This is a genomic window from Kordiimonas aestuarii (assembly GCF_025574465.1).
GTDB classification, from domain to species: domain Bacteria; phylum Pseudomonadota; class Alphaproteobacteria; order Sphingomonadales; family Kordiimonadaceae; genus Kordiimonas; species Kordiimonas aestuarii.
The window spans coordinates 62,723-76,954 of the sequence record NZ_JAOBPP010000021.1 but is presented as its reverse complement, the minus strand read 5'-3'; the positions used below and the strand labels follow the sequence as shown (position 1 = coordinate 76,954).

Annotated in this window: 13 protein-coding genes; 4 read left to right on the top strand and 9 right to left on the bottom strand. The window is 57.3% G+C overall.

The features are described 5' to 3' along the window. Nucleotides 1-9: 9 nt before the first annotated feature. Nucleotides 10-2,628 carry a M14 family zinc carboxypeptidase gene (locus OEU85_RS12900; RefSeq protein WP_262691909.1) on the top strand — a complete coding sequence of 873 codons (2,619 nt, stop codon included), beginning with the start codon at nucleotides 10-12 and terminating at the stop codon, nucleotides 2,626-2,628. 54 nt (nucleotides 2,629-2,682) lie between these two features. Here the strand turns inward: OEU85_RS12900 and OEU85_RS12895 are convergent, their stop codons facing one another. Beyond that, on the bottom strand, nucleotides 2,683-3,312 hold the full coding sequence (locus OEU85_RS12895; RefSeq protein ID WP_262691908.1) for a hypothetical protein: 630 nt from the start codon (nucleotides 3,310-3,312) through the stop codon (nucleotides 2,683-2,685). Between the two features lie 174 nt (nucleotides 3,313-3,486). Between OEU85_RS12895 and OEU85_RS12890 the strand changes: the two genes are divergently transcribed. Both OEU85_RS12890 and OEU85_RS12885 read left to right on the top strand, forming a co-directional pair. After that, nucleotides 3,487-4,260, top strand: a complete 774-nt coding sequence (locus OEU85_RS12890; RefSeq protein WP_262691907.1) for a MipA/OmpV family protein — start codon at nucleotides 3,487-3,489, stop codon at nucleotides 4,258-4,260. A gap of 310 nt (nucleotides 4,261-4,570) precedes the next feature. Further along, nucleotides 4,571-4,969 carry a PAS domain-containing protein gene (locus OEU85_RS12885; protein ID WP_262691906.1) on the top strand — a complete coding sequence of 133 codons (399 nt, stop codon included), beginning with the start codon at nucleotides 4,571-4,573 and terminating at the stop codon, nucleotides 4,967-4,969. On the opposite strand, the gene OEU85_RS12880 is transcribed toward OEU85_RS12885, so the two are convergent. The 7 genes from OEU85_RS12880 to cysG all read right to left on the bottom strand — a co-directional run bounded on the left by OEU85_RS12880 (nucleotide 4,966) and on the right by cysG (nucleotide 11,517). After that, nucleotides 4,966-5,712 (bottom strand): transporter substrate-binding domain-containing protein, encoded by a 747-nt coding sequence (locus OEU85_RS12880; RefSeq protein ID WP_262691905.1) that lies wholly within the window; start codon nucleotides 5,710-5,712, stop codon nucleotides 4,966-4,968. The genes OEU85_RS12885 and OEU85_RS12880 overlap by 4 nt on opposite strands. A 47-nt stretch (nucleotides 5,713-5,759) precedes the next feature. Continuing rightward, nucleotides 5,760-6,665, bottom strand: coding sequence for a transcriptional regulator GcvA (gcvA, locus tag OEU85_RS12875; protein ID WP_262691904.1), 906 nt, complete (start codon nucleotides 6,663-6,665; stop codon nucleotides 5,760-5,762). A 121-nt stretch (nucleotides 6,666-6,786) separates the two neighbouring features. Continuing rightward, the gene (locus OEU85_RS12870) at nucleotides 6,787-7,539 is read right to left on the bottom strand and encodes a phosphoadenylyl-sulfate reductase (RefSeq protein ID WP_262691903.1); all 753 of its coding nucleotides are present in this window, start codon (nucleotides 7,537-7,539) and stop codon (nucleotides 6,787-6,789) included. Next, entirely contained in the window at nucleotides 7,536-8,069 is a 534-nt protein-coding gene (locus tag OEU85_RS12865; protein ID WP_262691902.1) for a DUF934 domain-containing protein, read from the bottom strand. The genes OEU85_RS12870 and OEU85_RS12865 overlap by 4 nt, the downstream gene beginning before the upstream one ends. Beyond that, nucleotides 8,056-9,711: a nitrite/sulfite reductase gene (locus OEU85_RS12860; RefSeq protein ID WP_262691901.1), complete on the bottom strand. Its 1,656-nt coding sequence runs from the start codon at nucleotides 9,709-9,711 to the stop codon at nucleotides 8,056-8,058. Before OEU85_RS12860 ends, OEU85_RS12865 begins: the two co-directional genes overlap by 14 nt. Nucleotides 9,712-9,755: 44 nt before the next feature. Continuing rightward, the gene (locus tag OEU85_RS12855) at nucleotides 9,756-10,079 is read right to left on the bottom strand and encodes a DUF2849 domain-containing protein (RefSeq protein WP_262691900.1); all 324 of its coding nucleotides are present in this window, start codon (nucleotides 10,077-10,079) and stop codon (nucleotides 9,756-9,758) included. Nucleotides 10,080-10,098: 19 nt separating this feature from the next. Continuing rightward, the gene (gene cysG / locus OEU85_RS12850) at nucleotides 10,099-11,517 is read right to left on the bottom strand and encodes a siroheme synthase CysG (RefSeq protein WP_262691898.1); all 1,419 of its coding nucleotides are present in this window, start codon (nucleotides 11,515-11,517) and stop codon (nucleotides 10,099-10,101) included. 432 nt (nucleotides 11,518-11,949) lie between these two features. On the opposite strand from cysG, the gene ung reads away from it, so the two are divergent. Then, nucleotides 11,950-12,675 (top strand): uracil-DNA glycosylase, encoded by a 726-nt coding sequence (ung, locus tag OEU85_RS12845; RefSeq protein WP_262691897.1) that lies wholly within the window; start codon nucleotides 11,950-11,952, stop codon nucleotides 12,673-12,675. 46 nt (nucleotides 12,676-12,721) lie between these two features. Here the strand turns inward: ung and OEU85_RS12840 are convergent, their stop codons facing one another. After that, complete coding sequence (locus tag OEU85_RS12840; protein WP_262691896.1) at nucleotides 12,722-14,125, bottom strand: M20/M25/M40 family metallo-hydrolase; 1,404 nt, start codon at nucleotides 14,123-14,125, stop codon at nucleotides 12,722-12,724. Nucleotides 14,126-14,232 lie beyond the last annotated feature (107 nt).

The window sequence follows — 14,232 nt, the reverse complement described above, 5'->3', positions numbered from 1 at the left end:
GGGACATTAATGCGACAGAGATTCTTGAAATGGGCGACAGCGCTTGTCGCGGGCGCAGGCTTTGCGCTCGGCGCCGCGCAGGCTGAACCGCTTGATTATTATCTGGTGCCGGGCCTTGAATATGACCAAGGCATCGTAAAACCGGCTGAAGTGTTCGGCCATGATGTTGGCGACCAGCCGGTGCGCCATGACCTGATGGTCTCTTATATCCGTGAGGTGGTGGAGCAAAGCCCGCGGATGCAGATACGCACTATCGGTTACACGCACGAGCATCGCCCGATCCTGTTCATCACGGTCTCAAGCCCTGAAAACCTCGCACGGCTTGAGGAAATCCGCGAGAATCATGTCAAACGTTCCAACCCTGAAACCGCGGATCAGGCGTCTGACGACCTGCCGGTTATCACCTGGCTGAACTATGGTGTGCACGGTGCGGAATCAAGCGGCATGGACGCCGCGATCCCGACGCTCTATCACCTTGCTGCTGCCAAGGGCGCGCAGATTGACGAAACGCTCAAGAACAGCGTGATCCTGATCACGGCCATTTTCAACCCGGATGGCCACGCCCGCCGCGCGGCATGGGTCACGCAATATGGCTCAGAGGTCCGGGCGCTTGATCCCGCACATGAGGTGCACAATCAGGTTTGGCCTGGCGCGCGCACCAACCATTATTGGTTTGACCTCAATCGCCAATGGCTTTTGCAGACGCAGCCTGAAAGCCAGGCGTGGCTCCGCGAGTGGCACAAGTGGAAGCCTGAAGTCTCCGGCGATTTCCACGAGATGGGCGGCAACAGCACCTATTATTTCCACCCTGGTGTACCAACGCGCAAACACCCGCTTATTCCGGCACGTGGCCGTGAACTGCTGGTTGAGATTGCAGGCTATCACCGCGAAGCGCTGGATAAAGCCGGCACGCTCTATTTCTCCGAAGAAGGCTTCGACAACTATTATGTCGGCAAGGGCTCCACATACCCTCAGATCAACGGCTCGCTTGGTATTCTTTATGAAGCGGGTGCCCAGATGGGTATCGCGCGCGAAAGTGATCAGGGCATCAAGACCTATGCCGACAATATCCTGAAGCATTTCCGCACCAGCCTTTCGACCATCAAGGGCGCGGCGGCAATGCGCACCAAGCTGCATGCCTATCAGCGGGACTTCTATGCCCAGGTGGCTGACCTCGTGAAAGACGATAACGTGAAAGGCTATGTGTTCCGCGCGCCGGAAGACCCGACACGCCTGAGCATGTTCCTGCAGTTCCTTGAGCGGCACCGGGTTGACGCCTATGCCCTGAAGGGTGAAGTGAAAACGGACGGCCGCACGTTTGGCGAAGGCGCCTACATCGTGCCAATGGACCAGACCCAGTACCGCATGGCAAAAGCGCTTTTTGGTCGTATCACCGAATTCCCGGACAAGGTGTTTTACGATGTGTCGGGCTGGACGCTTCCCGCAGCATACGGGCTTGATTACGCAGCCGTAACATCTGGCCTGCGCGGCAAGCTGGGGGACAAGGCAACAGGCGATGCGCCGGGGGTGGCCAAGCCTGTGGATCGTGCACCTTACGCCTATGTGTTCCGTTGGTCTGACTATTATGCGCCGCGCGCCGTTGGCCGCCTGCTTGAAGCCGGGGTGATGGCCCGTATCGCCAAGGAACCGATCGAGGTGCAGACCACACGCGGTGTGATCAATTTTGACCGGGGCGCGGTGATTGTTGCCAATGACCTGCAAACCGTGGGGAGCGCCAGCATCCATGCCATGATGCAGCAGATCGCCGATGAGGACGATATTCAGGTGCATGCCGCCACCAGCGGCCACACCCTGAACGTGGGCGCGGACCTTGGAGGCCGCAACTCCGTTGCTGACCTCAAGCCGGTCAAGCCGCTTCTGGTGGTGGGGGGCCGTGTGTCGCCTTATGACGCGGGTGAGGTATGGCACGTGCTGGACCACCGCATGCAGATGCCGGTGACCCTGGTGCGGCAGGACCGTCTCTCCCGTATTGACCTGAACCGTTATACCCACATTATTCTGGTGGGTGGTCGGTCTGGCTTCCCGAAAGACATGGTGGATGACCTCAAGGCGTGGGTAAAAGCGGGGGGCACGGTTGTGGCCAGCCGTCAGGGAGCGGAATGGGCCGCGAAAAACCTGACTGCCGCCGACAAGGACAAGAAGAAAGACGAGAAGAAGCCTGAGAAGATGGTGGAACGTTTGTCCTATGCCCAGAAAGGCCAGAAAGATGCGGAAGACGTAATCGGTGGCGCGGTGTTTGAAAGCGACCTCGATATCACCCATCCGCTTGGTTTTGGCCTGGTGCGTCGCACTGTGGCCACCAACAAAAACTCCACCTTCACCCTGCCGGTGCCGGAAGACCCGTATGCGCAGGTTGCGGTTTATACCGACAGCCCGCTGATCAGCGGTTATTCATCCGACCGCCGCCTGAATGAGATCAAGGGCACTCCCATGATGACGGCTGAACGGGTGGGAGAGGGATCTGTCATCCTGTTCGCGGATGACCCGAACTTCCGCGCGACATACCTGGGCTCGGAACGCCTGTTCCTGAACGCGCTGTTCCTCTCCAAGGCATTTGATCCTTCCTACGCTGATAATGAGGCGGAAGCGCAGGCGACAGAAGAGTGAGCAACGACCCGGGCCGCGCATCAGCGTGGCCCGGTTTTCCCGATATTACGGCTTTCAGTTGGAAAGGGGCTGTTGCGCGAAGACGGTATGCTTGTCGCCATTGATGGCGACCCCGGTGCCGCGAACAAGCCGAACGCTGGATTGTGCCTCAATACGCTGGAAGGCTTCCAGTTCCGCAGCCGTTTCAAAGGCAAACGCAATAAAGCAAACTTCCTTGCTGGTTCGTGGTGGCAACTCCACATTGACCCGCTGTTGCCGTGCCGCGCTATGGGCGCCCGGGTTTTCAGCCTGTAGCTCAACAGCGAAAAAATGCGTGTCACCCGACGTGTTTGTCACTGTTGCCTCAACCGCGCGAGACCAACGGGCTACGTCCTTTTTGCCGCATGTATTCCCGGCTGCGAAGCCGCTGACAGCAACACTGACCGCAGGGTTTTCGATGATGCGTGCCGTATAGGCCATACAGCTTTCATACGCGCTGTATGGCGTGTCAGCTGGCGGCGCTACCTGCGTTTTTGTAACGCATTGCTGCCACCCCTCAAGTGTACCGTATTCGCGGGAGTTGGTAATATAGCCATATTGCGGAACATCGCGCCCGTCGATCACGAGCGGCAGCACTGCCTCAATCGTGGCAGTGGCCACAACTGCGGAAGCGATCAGGCTTATATGTATCAGCGACTTGATCATGATGCCCCCAACGGCAATTTACCAGGCAGCATAGCCAGGAAAGTGTTTACCAAACTTTAACAAACAGGTTGGCTTGGGGGCAATTGGCGTAATTGAACTGTTTTATGCGTTTAAACGTAACAACAATGGTTTCAAATGCAGCATGACCCAAAGCGACCTGGGCAAGGAGCGGAAATGAAAAATCTGGCGAGGAACCGGACAGGGATCATTGGCGTATTCTGCTGTCTTTTAATCGGTGGTGCGGTCTATGGGCAGGATGGTCCGCCAAAATGGACCGCGGGCGGTATTGGCCTGTTGTATGAAAGCCCGTTTGGTGCGGAGGGTACAAGCTTCAATGCCTTCCCTTATGTCAGCTACCGGGGCGAGCGTTTCTACCTTCAGGGGCTTGAGGCCGGATACCGCTTGCTGCCGCCACGCGGTAACCCGAACGATGTGCATGTGTCGTTTGACATCATCGCATCTGCGCGAACCCTGGCGGGCTCAAGCAGGGATAAAATCACCGCTGATGCGGGCGTCCGCCTTGGGCTACACGGCGGATTTGGTTCATTGACGGCAAGTTTCCTGCAGGATGTCACTGACACCCATAATGGGCAGGAAGTCTCCGTCGGCTACAGCTATAGCTTCCGGTCGGGCAGGCTGACCGTCACGCCCGGGATCAGTGCCTCATGGCAGAGCCGGAAACTTGCAAACCATATGTGGGGGGTGACGGTCAAACAGCGAGCGAAGATGATCGAGGACGGCAAGGATGCAATTTTGCCAGTCTATCAGTTGAGCGATGACGTGATCAATTATTCGGCGGAACTGACGGCGCTGTACCGTGTCGGTGACCGCTGGTCGGTGATTGCTTTTGGTAGCAGCACCTATCTTGACGACAAAGTCTGGGCGAACCCGGGCATTACTAAAAAGTACGACCTGACGCTTGGTTTTGGTGTCGGGTACAGTTTTTAGGCCGATTCGTTAAGAACAGTATAAGTAAAATTTGTCTGGTCATCGGTTGATTTTTTTTACAACTACTTAAAAAATAAGTAAAATTTTCTTAATCAATGTATTTCATATCATGTGTGTTATGGTTAAGAGGCACGTCTTGGGGTGCCAAGGAGCTTTTATGCTGCATCTTCAGCCTGGGGGACGTTCAGAGGATTGCACTCCCCCTGAAATAATGGAACTTCATATCGGACCTGCCTATGAAGGGCGGGCTATCAGTGAACAGGAACTTGATCGTTTCAGGTCTTGTCTTCGCCGGGGCAGGGCGCCTGCCTTGCTGGATTGTTGGCATGGCCTGATCAAAGACGGCCTCCCGCCTGAAAAGCGCGACCTCAACATCCGGGTGATGGCGCGTTTCCTGCCGCATGTGGCGCTCATAGACTGTGACACAGATGACGAGGCGCGCGTACATCTTGCGGGTGCAGAGGTGGAGCGTATTTTTGGCCGTCGGATAGCGGGTTCCCCTGTGGGCAATTTTTCCAATTTCTCCGGAAGCCTGCATGAGGCCTTGCGGCAGTCACTCTACCGGCATGATAGTGTGCGCTATCATGTCAGAAAGCTTGACCGGGCTGGCCGTCCGTCTGTCACCATCGGTGTGCTGGAACTGCCGGTGCGCGGAAACCACTGCGCTGACGACCGCCTCGTGCTCGTACACGTTGAGGTACTGCATTAATCAGCCAGTTTCGCCGCTTGAATGCCGGGGATTTGCAGGTCTGCCGCGCTATCGTGGGTCGTGATCATTTCCCTGAGTGCGGTGTTTAGTCGGTCAACCTTGTCCGCATGTTTGGGGTGCAAGAGGTGGTAAAAGGACACGGTTGTCCATAGCGCCCGATGAACACTTCCAGTTCGTTCCTGCAAGTGGGCGAGCAGGGCGGCCTCATGCACGCCGCTTGTGGCAAACACGTCAATGCGTCCGCGATCCAGAAGATCCCATGTGTGTGTTGTGCTGGACACGGCAAAGGTTTTTGCGCCCATCTGGGGCAGGTGTGTTTCCAGCCAGCGGAAACCGGCCTGATGACCAACAGTCAGCCCTTTAAGGTCTTCCGGTTTACCGGAAAACACCGCTTTATCAAGCCACAAAAGCCGCGCTTCCAGCCCAAAAACCGGTTGTGGCAAGGCAATCAAACGATCAGAAAATTCGGTGGCATAGTCGCTGGGCCTGAACCAGTCACCGTCCAGTTCCCCGCGTACCAGAAGCTGCTCAATGCGCTTGGGCGCCATGGCAACCGAGGTCGCGCAAAGGCCCGCGCGCTCGTAAAGCGCGGTGAAAAACGTCTCGAAAGTCGTGTAACTGGGGCCAAGGCTTTCATCGGCACCCAGTTTCAGGCAATCAGCGGTTTTGTCATTCTCAGCCGCGTATGCAGCAGGAATAAAATACAGCAGAAAACATACAAGGGCGCGTTTAAGCACGTCCATCCTCCACCCCGGACAGGCTCCCCCGTTTGCCTGTTACATCGCAGGCCTCACACGTTTCCGGTTTCGGTGCGAAGCCATTCAATGAACTCTTGTACACGTTCATTCTTAAGTTTTTCTTGCGGGCAGACAATATAGTGCGCGAAATTGATCGGCACGGCCTCGCCAAACGGCTTGATCAGCCTGCCTGCTTTCAAGTCTTCCTCCGCGATGGCGGAGCGGGCCAGTGCCACGCCGCGCCCAGCAACAGCGGCCTCAATCGCCAGTGCGTGGTTATTGAAATGCATGGCGGGCATGCCGTCTGGCATTTCAACGCCCGCCGCTTTCAGCCACATGGCCCATGTGGGTACACTGTCATCTTCGACCGTACTGTCATCATGGATCAGCGTGTGCTTCAGAACCGCGCAGGCGCTGTCTGTCAGGTTGTCCTCATTGATGATACCGGGCGCGCATACAGGGAACACGGTCTCCCTCAGGATTTCTTCTTCAAACATGCCGTTATAGCCGCCAAGGCCATACCGGATGGCAATATCTACATCCTCGGCCTTGAAGTCGGTGAGATGCATGGTCGCGGAGATTTTCACAATCGCATCGGGTCTGCGCTCATAGAAGGACGCAAGGCGCGGTACCAGCCACTTGCTGGCAAACGACGGCGACACACTGACTTTGAGCACGTTCGAGGTTTTTGATTCCGTCAGGATATCGACCGCCTCTTCCATCTTCTCAAACGCTTCCTTGAGCGGTGCGAGCGAAAGCTGCGCGGCCTCCGTCAGTACCAGCGATCGGTTGGTGCGACGGAAAAGCTCAATACCGAGGAATTCCTCGAGCGAACGAATTTGCTGGCTGATGGCAGCGGGCGTTACCGACAGGTCATCGGCAGCCAGTTTGAAGCTCATATGACGCGCTGCCGCGTCAAACGCGCGCAGGGCATTCAGTGGCAACAGGGAGCGTTTCATAAACTATCCTGCGTTAGAAAAACTTATCACGCTGATCATAGGCACTTGTGAGCCGTCAGCCAAGAAAATCTTAAATGGGAAATGTGATGGGCACCCACAAGCCCCATCATGCTCGTGTGATCTAAGATTTGGAAAGAATGCGACGGTTCTCCCCGAGGCTCAGGTGGATGCCGCATTCTGTTTTGGCTTGTCCACGCCAGCGGCCCGCCCGTTCGCTCTCACCTTCCATCACCCGGTCTGTGCATGGCATGCAGCCGATGGACGCAAAACCTTCGGCTACCAGCGGGTGATCCGGCAGGTTCACGCGTTCCTTGTAGTCAAGCACGTCTTCCTTGCTCCAGAAGGCGAGTGGGTTCACTTTCACGCGGCCGTCCGACGCCTCGAAGTGCGGCAGCAGGCTACGCACACCGCCCTGATAGCGCTTGCGCCCCGACCCCCAGCCCTCAAAACCTTCCAGCACGCGCGCCATGGGTGCAACCTTGCGGATGAAGCAGCATTTATTGGTATCTGTGGCCCATAGGGCACCTTTCGGGTCCTGCGCCTGTAGGTCGTTCGTGTCGGGCGAGATCGAGCGCACATCGGTCAGGCCCAGCAGTTCGATCAATTGGTCGCGGTAGCGTTTGGTCTCGCCAAACAGTTTACCGGTGTCCAGAAACAGCACCGGGATGTCCTTGGAAACCTGCGAGGCGATGTGCAGCAGAACCGCGGATTCCGACCCGAAAGACGACACCAGCGCAAAGCGGCGGCCGAAATATTTGAGCGCGCCGTCGATCACCTCCTCGGGCGCAACTTGTGCGTAGCGCGCGTCGAGATAATCCACGGCATGGAGCGGATCAAAATAATCGGCAGTCTTCAGGGCGGGCATTGCGGTCATGATGCTTTACGTTCCCCATCTGCGTCTTTGTCCGAACTGTCGGTTTTACTGTGCCGCAGGTGTGCAACGGACAACTGGCCGACAAAGTCGGTCTGGTAAAAGGCGCCGAAGCGCTCCAGCGCTGCTTTAAAGGCCGCTTCGCGGTCGTCCGCGACGTCGATGGTGTCAAATCCCGCCCGCTTGAGGAATAAAGCCTGGTCCGGGATCACCGGGCCGGTCGCGCGGATTTCACCCTTGAAACCAAGGTCCTTGCGCAGGCGCACGGCAAGAGAGAAACCGCGCCCGTCGCCAAAAGCGGGGAAGTCGATCACGACAAAGGCAAGCTTGTTCGCCAGCGGCGCGAGGTCAGTGTAGGCTGCGTCCGTGGGTACAATTGCCCCAACGCTGCCCACAGCCTTGAAAAAGGTTTCATCCTCGTCCGCCAAACGCGCGAGCGGTACGGCGACCGCCGCCCCTTCCCTGGGGGCGCTGTCTGTGTCGATCACGTCCCATGTGCCGGGTGTGACGCCTGTAAGATTAACGAGCGCCATAAACCGCCTCCTTGAATACTGCGGGGCCGAGGCGGCGGTAGGCGGCAAGAAATTCTTCTCCGTCTTCCCGTTCGCCAAGGTAAACCGCGACAACTTTTTCCACGGCATCGATGATGCCGTGTTCGTCAAAACCTGGGCCGAGAATGGCGGCCTTGGACGCGTCTTCCGCGCCGGAGCCGCCCAGCAGCAGCTGGTAGTTTTCTTCGCCCTTGCGGTCGACGCCGAGGATGCCGATATGGCCCGCGTGGTGGTGACCGCACGAGTTGATACAGCCGGAGATTTTTATCTTCAGCGGTCCGATATCCTGCAGGCGCTTGATGTCGTCAAAGCGTTCCGTGATTGCCTGCGCGAGCGGGATCGAGCGCGCGTTGGCGAGCGAGCAATAATCAAGTCCCGGACAGGCGATGATATCGGTCAGAAGCCCGACGTTGGCAGTGCCAAGGCCCACTTCGTCAAGGTCGGCCCAAATGGCGGGCAGGTCTTTTTTCGCCACATGCGGCAGAATGAGGTTCTGCTCATGGCTGACCCGAATTTCAGACTGGCTGTATTCGTCAGCGAGGGCTGCCACAAGGTCCATCTGCTCCGCCGTCGCATCACCGGGAATGCCGCCGTGTGGCTTGAGGCTGATGGTCAGGTTCACATGACCCGGCACCTTGTGCGGATTGGTGTTGTTTTTGACCCAGGCTTTAAAAAGGAAGTTCTTTTTTTCCAGCTCGTCAACGGCGGGCACATCGTCTGGCAGCACAGGCAGTGGCGGTGCACGGAAAAAGCTTTTGATGCGCGCGGCTTCTTCTGCAGGCACATCCAGCGGCTGGTCTTTGATGCGGGCCCATTCCTCATTGGTTTGGCGGGCGTATTCCTCAGCGCCCAGATCTTCCGCCAAAATCTTGATGCGCGCCTTGTATTTATTGTCACGTCGTCCCTGCTCATTATAGACGCGCAGGATGGCCTCAAGATAACTGAGCAGGTCGCGTTCGTGTACAAACTCATTGATGGTTTTACCAATCACGGGCGTGCGGCCCATGCCGCCGCCGACCAGAACTTCAAAGCCGATCTCGCCCGCATCGTTTTTCTTCAAAATAAGGCCGATATCGTGCCACTTCACCGCAGCGCGGTCGAGCGCGGCACCGGTGATGGCGATCTTGAATTTACGCGGCAGGAAGGAGAACTCCGGATGGAAGGTCGACCACTGACGGATCAGCTCCGCATAGGGGCGTGGGTCGGCTACTTCGTCCGCTGTGGCACCGGCAAACTGGTCCGTCGTCGTATTGCGGATGCAGTTGCCGGAGGTCTGGATGGCGTGCATCTCAACTTCGGCCAGTTCCTGCAGTATGTCCGGTGTTTCACTCAGTTTCGGCCAGTTATACTGGATGTTCTGCCGTGTGGTGAAATGGCCATAACCCTTGTCATACTTGCGCGCAATATGTGCAAGGCGGCGCATCTGGTTTGCCGACAGGGTGCCATACGGGATGGCCACCCGCAGCATATAGGCATGCAATTGCAGATAAAGGCCGTTCATCAGGCGAAGCGGGCGGAATTCCTCTTCCGTCAGTTCGCCTTTCACGCGGCGTTCCACCTGATCGCGGAATTCCGCAACACGGGCGTTGGTGATCGCGTGATCATATTTGTCGTAAGCGTACATGGTCTGGATACCTTTTGGGTCTGGATGCCTTCTGGTCGTGTTTCTTATCGTTCCCAGTTCGGGGAAACCTGATAGCCAAGGTCGGTGCGCACGCTGGGGCCTGTGGCCTGCATGGCGAATTTCATGTGGGCTGGGAACGGCTTGCCGTCGCGAATTGTGGCTTCAATTACCTCAATACTCAGCACCTCGTTGGCATGTGCCGATTTCTGCGCCAGTGTTTCAAGGGCTGCGACACCCCCTTCGTCTTCAGCGGTGCCCGCATCACCGGCGACTGTGGACCAACTGCCATCCGCGCGCATGAACACCACGCGCCCGTCCAGCAGGCGGTTGGCTACAATCATCTGTGGCCCGGTAATTTTTTTAGCCATATCTCGGTACTCCTTAAACTCAGGCTGTCGCGCGCTGGCGCTCAGCTTCAAATTCTGTCTGCGCCAGCTCACGCGCGTTATTGACCACGTCACCGATGAGGAGAAGCGCGGGGCTTTTCACCGCGTTGCGCTGTACCAGCTCTTCAAGGCCGGCAAGTGTGCCGTAGAAGCGGCGTTCGTTGGCGCGGGTGCCGTTTTCAACCACTGCCACCGGCGTGGAAGGCTTCACGCCCTCGCCGGTGAGGCCTGCGGAGATCTTGCCCGCGCCGCGCACGCCCATGTAAACCGCCAGCGTCTGACCGTCTCCCGCAAGACGCGCCCAGTCCTTGTAGGCCCCGTCCTTGAGGTGGCCGGTGACAAGCGTGATAGAGCTTGAATATTCACGGTCTGTCAGCGGGATCTGGGTGGTGGCAGCGATGCCTTGAAAGGCACTGATGCCGGGCACCACCTCCACATGAATGTCATGCTGCCTGAGCGCTGCAAGTTCTTCCCCTGCACGGGCGAACAGCAGCGGGTCACCGCCCTTGAGCCGTACCACGCGGCGGCCCTTCAGCGCCTCATCCACGATCAGCTTGTTGATGCCATCCTGGCCGATGCCGTGGTCGCCTTCCCGCTTGCCGACAAACACTAGTTCCGCGTCGCGGCGCGCCAGCGCCAGCACATCACGGCTCACCAGCCGGTCATAAACAATCAGGTCGGCCTGTTGCAGTGCGCGGTGCGCCTTGATGGTCAGGAGGTCCGGATCGCCGGGGCCAGCGCCCACAAGCTGGACCTGCCCGCTTGTGGCACCCACGCGGTGATTGCGCGCGGCATCCACAATCAGGCGCTCAACTTCATCTTGGCCAAGGTCGGCGTAAGAACCGGCGTTATCATAAAGTCTATCCCAAAAAAGCCTGCGACGGGTCCCGTCTGGAATAAGGGTTTTGACGTGAGACCGGACGGACCCCGCCGCAGAGGCAAGCACGCCAAGAGAAGGGGGCAGAAGTCTCTCAAGGCTGCTACGAAGGCGGCGTACAAAAACCGGTGCCATGCCGCCCGAGGAAAAGGCTACTTGCAGGGGCCCGCGCGCAAACTGTGCAGGCGTCGTGAAATTTGATTTTGCTGGTTTGTCGACAACGTTGACCGGCAGTTTGCGAGCGTTCGCAAGGCGCAGTACCCGTTCTTCCGCGAGGTCATCTTCAAGCGCGATGTAAACAAGGGTCTTGCCGGTGAGGTCATCTTCGGTGAAGGCGCGGTCATGCACCACGATATTCTTGGCGCCGGTGTCTTCCGGTAGCAGGCCGGCGTCCCTGAGCGCGGCCTGCGCGCCGCTACCCGTGACGCTGATGCGTGCGCCTGTTGGCATGAACAGCCCAACCTTTGCCATCGCAGCTGCCGTAGCACCCACGATCAGGATGTGGTGTTTTTCAGCGGTCAGGAAAACCGGAATGCTGCTCATGATATTTAACTCCTCGCGGGGTCTTGGCCCTCGTGCCTCAGGACCACGTCCTCATACAGGCAAATGAAACTGTTCGATGCTTCCTGAGATAAGGCGCGGTGACGAGAGGAACAAACGAGAAGAATTGAATCCCTGTAGTAGAAAATTTTACCCTATATAAAATATATAACAGCAAATTAAGGAATAATAATCTAATTAATAGAGAAAATAGGCACGCTATTCTCATGATATAGGGTGTCGTAGAACTGGCTGTATGTGTTTCCGCTGGTGTTGAAACATCTGCCCTGAAACGTATCGCCGATTAGCTGGGCTTATCTGGTGGTGTGGTGCGGGAACGCCATTATCACAATTGCGTGGCACGCCGGGATAAAGTGGTTTTCGCGCCACAGTTTGCCGTGTAAACAGGCGGGAGCAAGCTTTGGGAAGACGATTATGGCAGATGTAATGAACGGCGTAGCACTGGATGATAGCTGGTACAAGGTGCTCGCCAGCGAGTTTGACGCCAACTATATGCAAAAGCTGGCTGCCTTCCTTGAAGATGAAACAAAATCGGGAAAGCGTATTTTCCCGCCCCGTGGAAATTTTTTCCACGCCTTGAATCTTACGCCGCTGGAAGAGGTGAAAGTTGTTATCATCGGGCAGGACCCTTACCACGACGACGGGCAGGCGCATGGCCTCAGTTTCTCTGTCCAGCCCGGGGTGGATGTGCCGCGATCGCTGAAGAACATATACAAGGAACTGGAAGATGATCTTGGTGTCACGCACCCGGGTCACGGTTTCCTGGAAGGTTGGGCCAAACAGGGCGTGCTGATGCTGAATGCGGTGTTGAGTGTGGAGGCACACAAGGCAGGGTCGCATCAGAAAAAGGGCTGGGAGCAGTTCACCGACCGCATCATTGACGAACTGAACCGTCATCATGACGGGCTTGTTTTCATCCTGTGGGGCAGTCACGCACAGAAAAAAGGCGCCGGCATTGACCGTGACCGCCATCTGGTGCTTGAAGGCCCGCACCCTTCGCCCCTCTCCGCCTATCGCGGCTTTTTTGGTTCAAAGCCGTTTTCAACGGCCAATGAGTATCTGGAAAGTCAGGGCAAAGCACCAATCAATTGGCAGCTTGCCCCGGTGGCGGCGCCGGACGACCAACTGGGCTTGATATAAAAAAAGGCGGGAAACCCCGCCCTCTTGTTGCCTTTGCCAGCTTGGTTTAGTCGTCTGAAATATCCTTCAGTACCATGTACCAATGCTCAAGGTCGCCATAGAAGCTTTTGAGCGGCAGGCGTTCGTTGAGCCCGTGGGCAAACATGTCGGAGCCCTTGAGGAAAATGCCTGAGATACCGTAGCTTTCAATCCCGGCGGAGCGGAAGTGCATGCCGTCGGTGCCACCGGATTCCATATAAGGGATGATCTTGGCATCTGGGAAGCGTGCATGCACCGCGCGGGTGACCACCCCCATCACATCATCCCTCAGTGGTGAGGCGGCGGTTTCCACCGGCTCCTTCAGCGGCTTCCACGTAATGGCGTCGTTGCCCACCACTTCCTTCAGCTTGGCAAGGGTCGCATCCGCACCAACGCCGGGGAAAATACGACAGTTGATGGTGGCGGTGGCGGACTGTGGCAACGCGTTTTCAGCGTGGCCCGCATCCAGCATCGTGGCAACACAGGTTGTGCCGGTTGTGCCCACATATTCAGGGTGCGAACGCAAGGTCTTGACCGCCCATTCATCCTGGGGGTTTTTGGCGAAAGTCGCCATGGCTTTTTGGAGGTCGCCGTCCACAAGCTCAGACGTTTCGCGGAAGAAGGCACTTGTCAGTTCGCTTGACCGGGCCGGGAATTTGTAAGCCTGAATTTTTTTGAGCGCGGTGGCGAGATCGTAGATCGCGTTATCTTCGCGCGGGCGGGAGCTGTGGCCGCCGGGGTTGGTGACGGTCATGTCAAATGAGATATAGGTTTTCTCCGCCGCCTGCACATTATAGCTGATGACCGAGCCATCGGCCGCCAGCGCGCCGCCGCCGGCATCCGCATTAAGCACAAATTCGCTGTCCGTCAGTTCGATATAATCGTTCACCAGCGCCCGGGTTGAGACCATGCCGGTTTCCTCGTCACCCGAGAAGGCGATGATCAGATCACGCGTGGGCACATAGCCTTCGGCCTTCAGGCGCAGGAAGGTGGTGGTCAGGGATGTCATGCCCATCTTGTTATCCAGCACGCCGCGGCCAAAGAGATAACCATCTTCCTCAATCAGCGTGAATGGGTCGCGCTCCCAGTCTTTTGGCAGGGCGTCAACCACATCCATGTGCGCCGACAGCGATACAGGCTTTTTGCCTGAAGAACCGTCACCGCGGTAGCGCACCACAAGTGCAGCCGTGTCCCCCACCGGCAGCAGGTGGATATCCTCTTCCGGGAAACCGCCTTTCCTGAACTCTTCCGCCAGATAGGCCGCTAGCTCCGGCACCTTGCCGTGGCCTTCCGCTGTGCGTAGCGATACCGCCGTGCGCAGGATCTCCATGGCTTTGTCGGAGAAGGGGACTTTTTCATCGGCACGGACCGCCATGGGCGTGGGCAGGGTTAGGCCTGCGGCAAGCGCAAGCAGGGAAAGAGATTTCAACATGGGCGTATTTCCTCGAACGTTTTTATGTGCTGCCGACGGTAGTGCGGGTTTGCCGCTTTGGCACATCACATTTTATTGAAATGGTACATAGAAAAGCTTGCATGAAA

Excerpts from the sequence above, each read along its gene's own strand:
- OEU85_RS12890 (WP_262691907.1), top strand. The coding sequence starts at position 3,487 with ATGAAAAATCTGGCGAGGAACCGGACAGGGATCATTGGCGTATTCTGC.
- OEU85_RS12865 (WP_262691902.1), bottom strand. The coding sequence starts at position 8,069 with ATGGCGCTCGTTAATCTTACAGGCGTCACACCCGGCACATGGGACGTG.
- OEU85_RS12870 (WP_262691903.1), bottom strand. The coding sequence starts at position 7,539 with ATGACCGCAATGCCCGCCCTGAAGACTGCCGATTATTTTGATCCGCTC.
- OEU85_RS12880 (WP_262691905.1), bottom strand. The coding sequence starts at position 5,712 with ATGGACGTGCTTAAACGCGCCCTTGTATGTTTTCTGCTGTATTTTATT.
- ung (WP_262691897.1), top strand. The coding sequence starts at position 11,950 with ATGGCAGATGTAATGAACGGCGTAGCACTGGATGATAGCTGGTACAAG.
- OEU85_RS12855 (WP_262691900.1), bottom strand. The coding sequence starts at position 10,079 with ATGGCTAAAAAAATTACCGGGCCACAGATGATTGTAGCCAACCGCCTG.
- OEU85_RS12840 (WP_262691896.1), bottom strand. The coding sequence starts at position 14,125 with ATGTTGAAATCTCTTTCCCTGCTTGCGCTTGCCGCAGGCCTAACCCTG.
- OEU85_RS12895 (WP_262691908.1), bottom strand. The coding sequence starts at position 3,312 with ATGATCAAGTCGCTGATACATATAAGCCTGATCGCTTCCGCAGTTGTG.
- cysG (WP_262691898.1), bottom strand. The coding sequence starts at position 11,517 with ATGAGCAGCATTCCGGTTTTCCTGACCGCTGAAAAACACCACATCCTG.
- gcvA (WP_262691904.1), bottom strand. The coding sequence starts at position 6,665 with ATGAAACGCTCCCTGTTGCCACTGAATGCCCTGCGCGCGTTTGACGCG.
- OEU85_RS12860 (WP_262691901.1), bottom strand. The coding sequence starts at position 9,711 with ATGTACGCTTACGACAAATATGATCACGCGATCACCAACGCCCGTGTT.
- OEU85_RS12900 (WP_262691909.1), top strand. The coding sequence starts at position 10 with ATGCGACAGAGATTCTTGAAATGGGCGACAGCGCTTGTCGCGGGCGCA.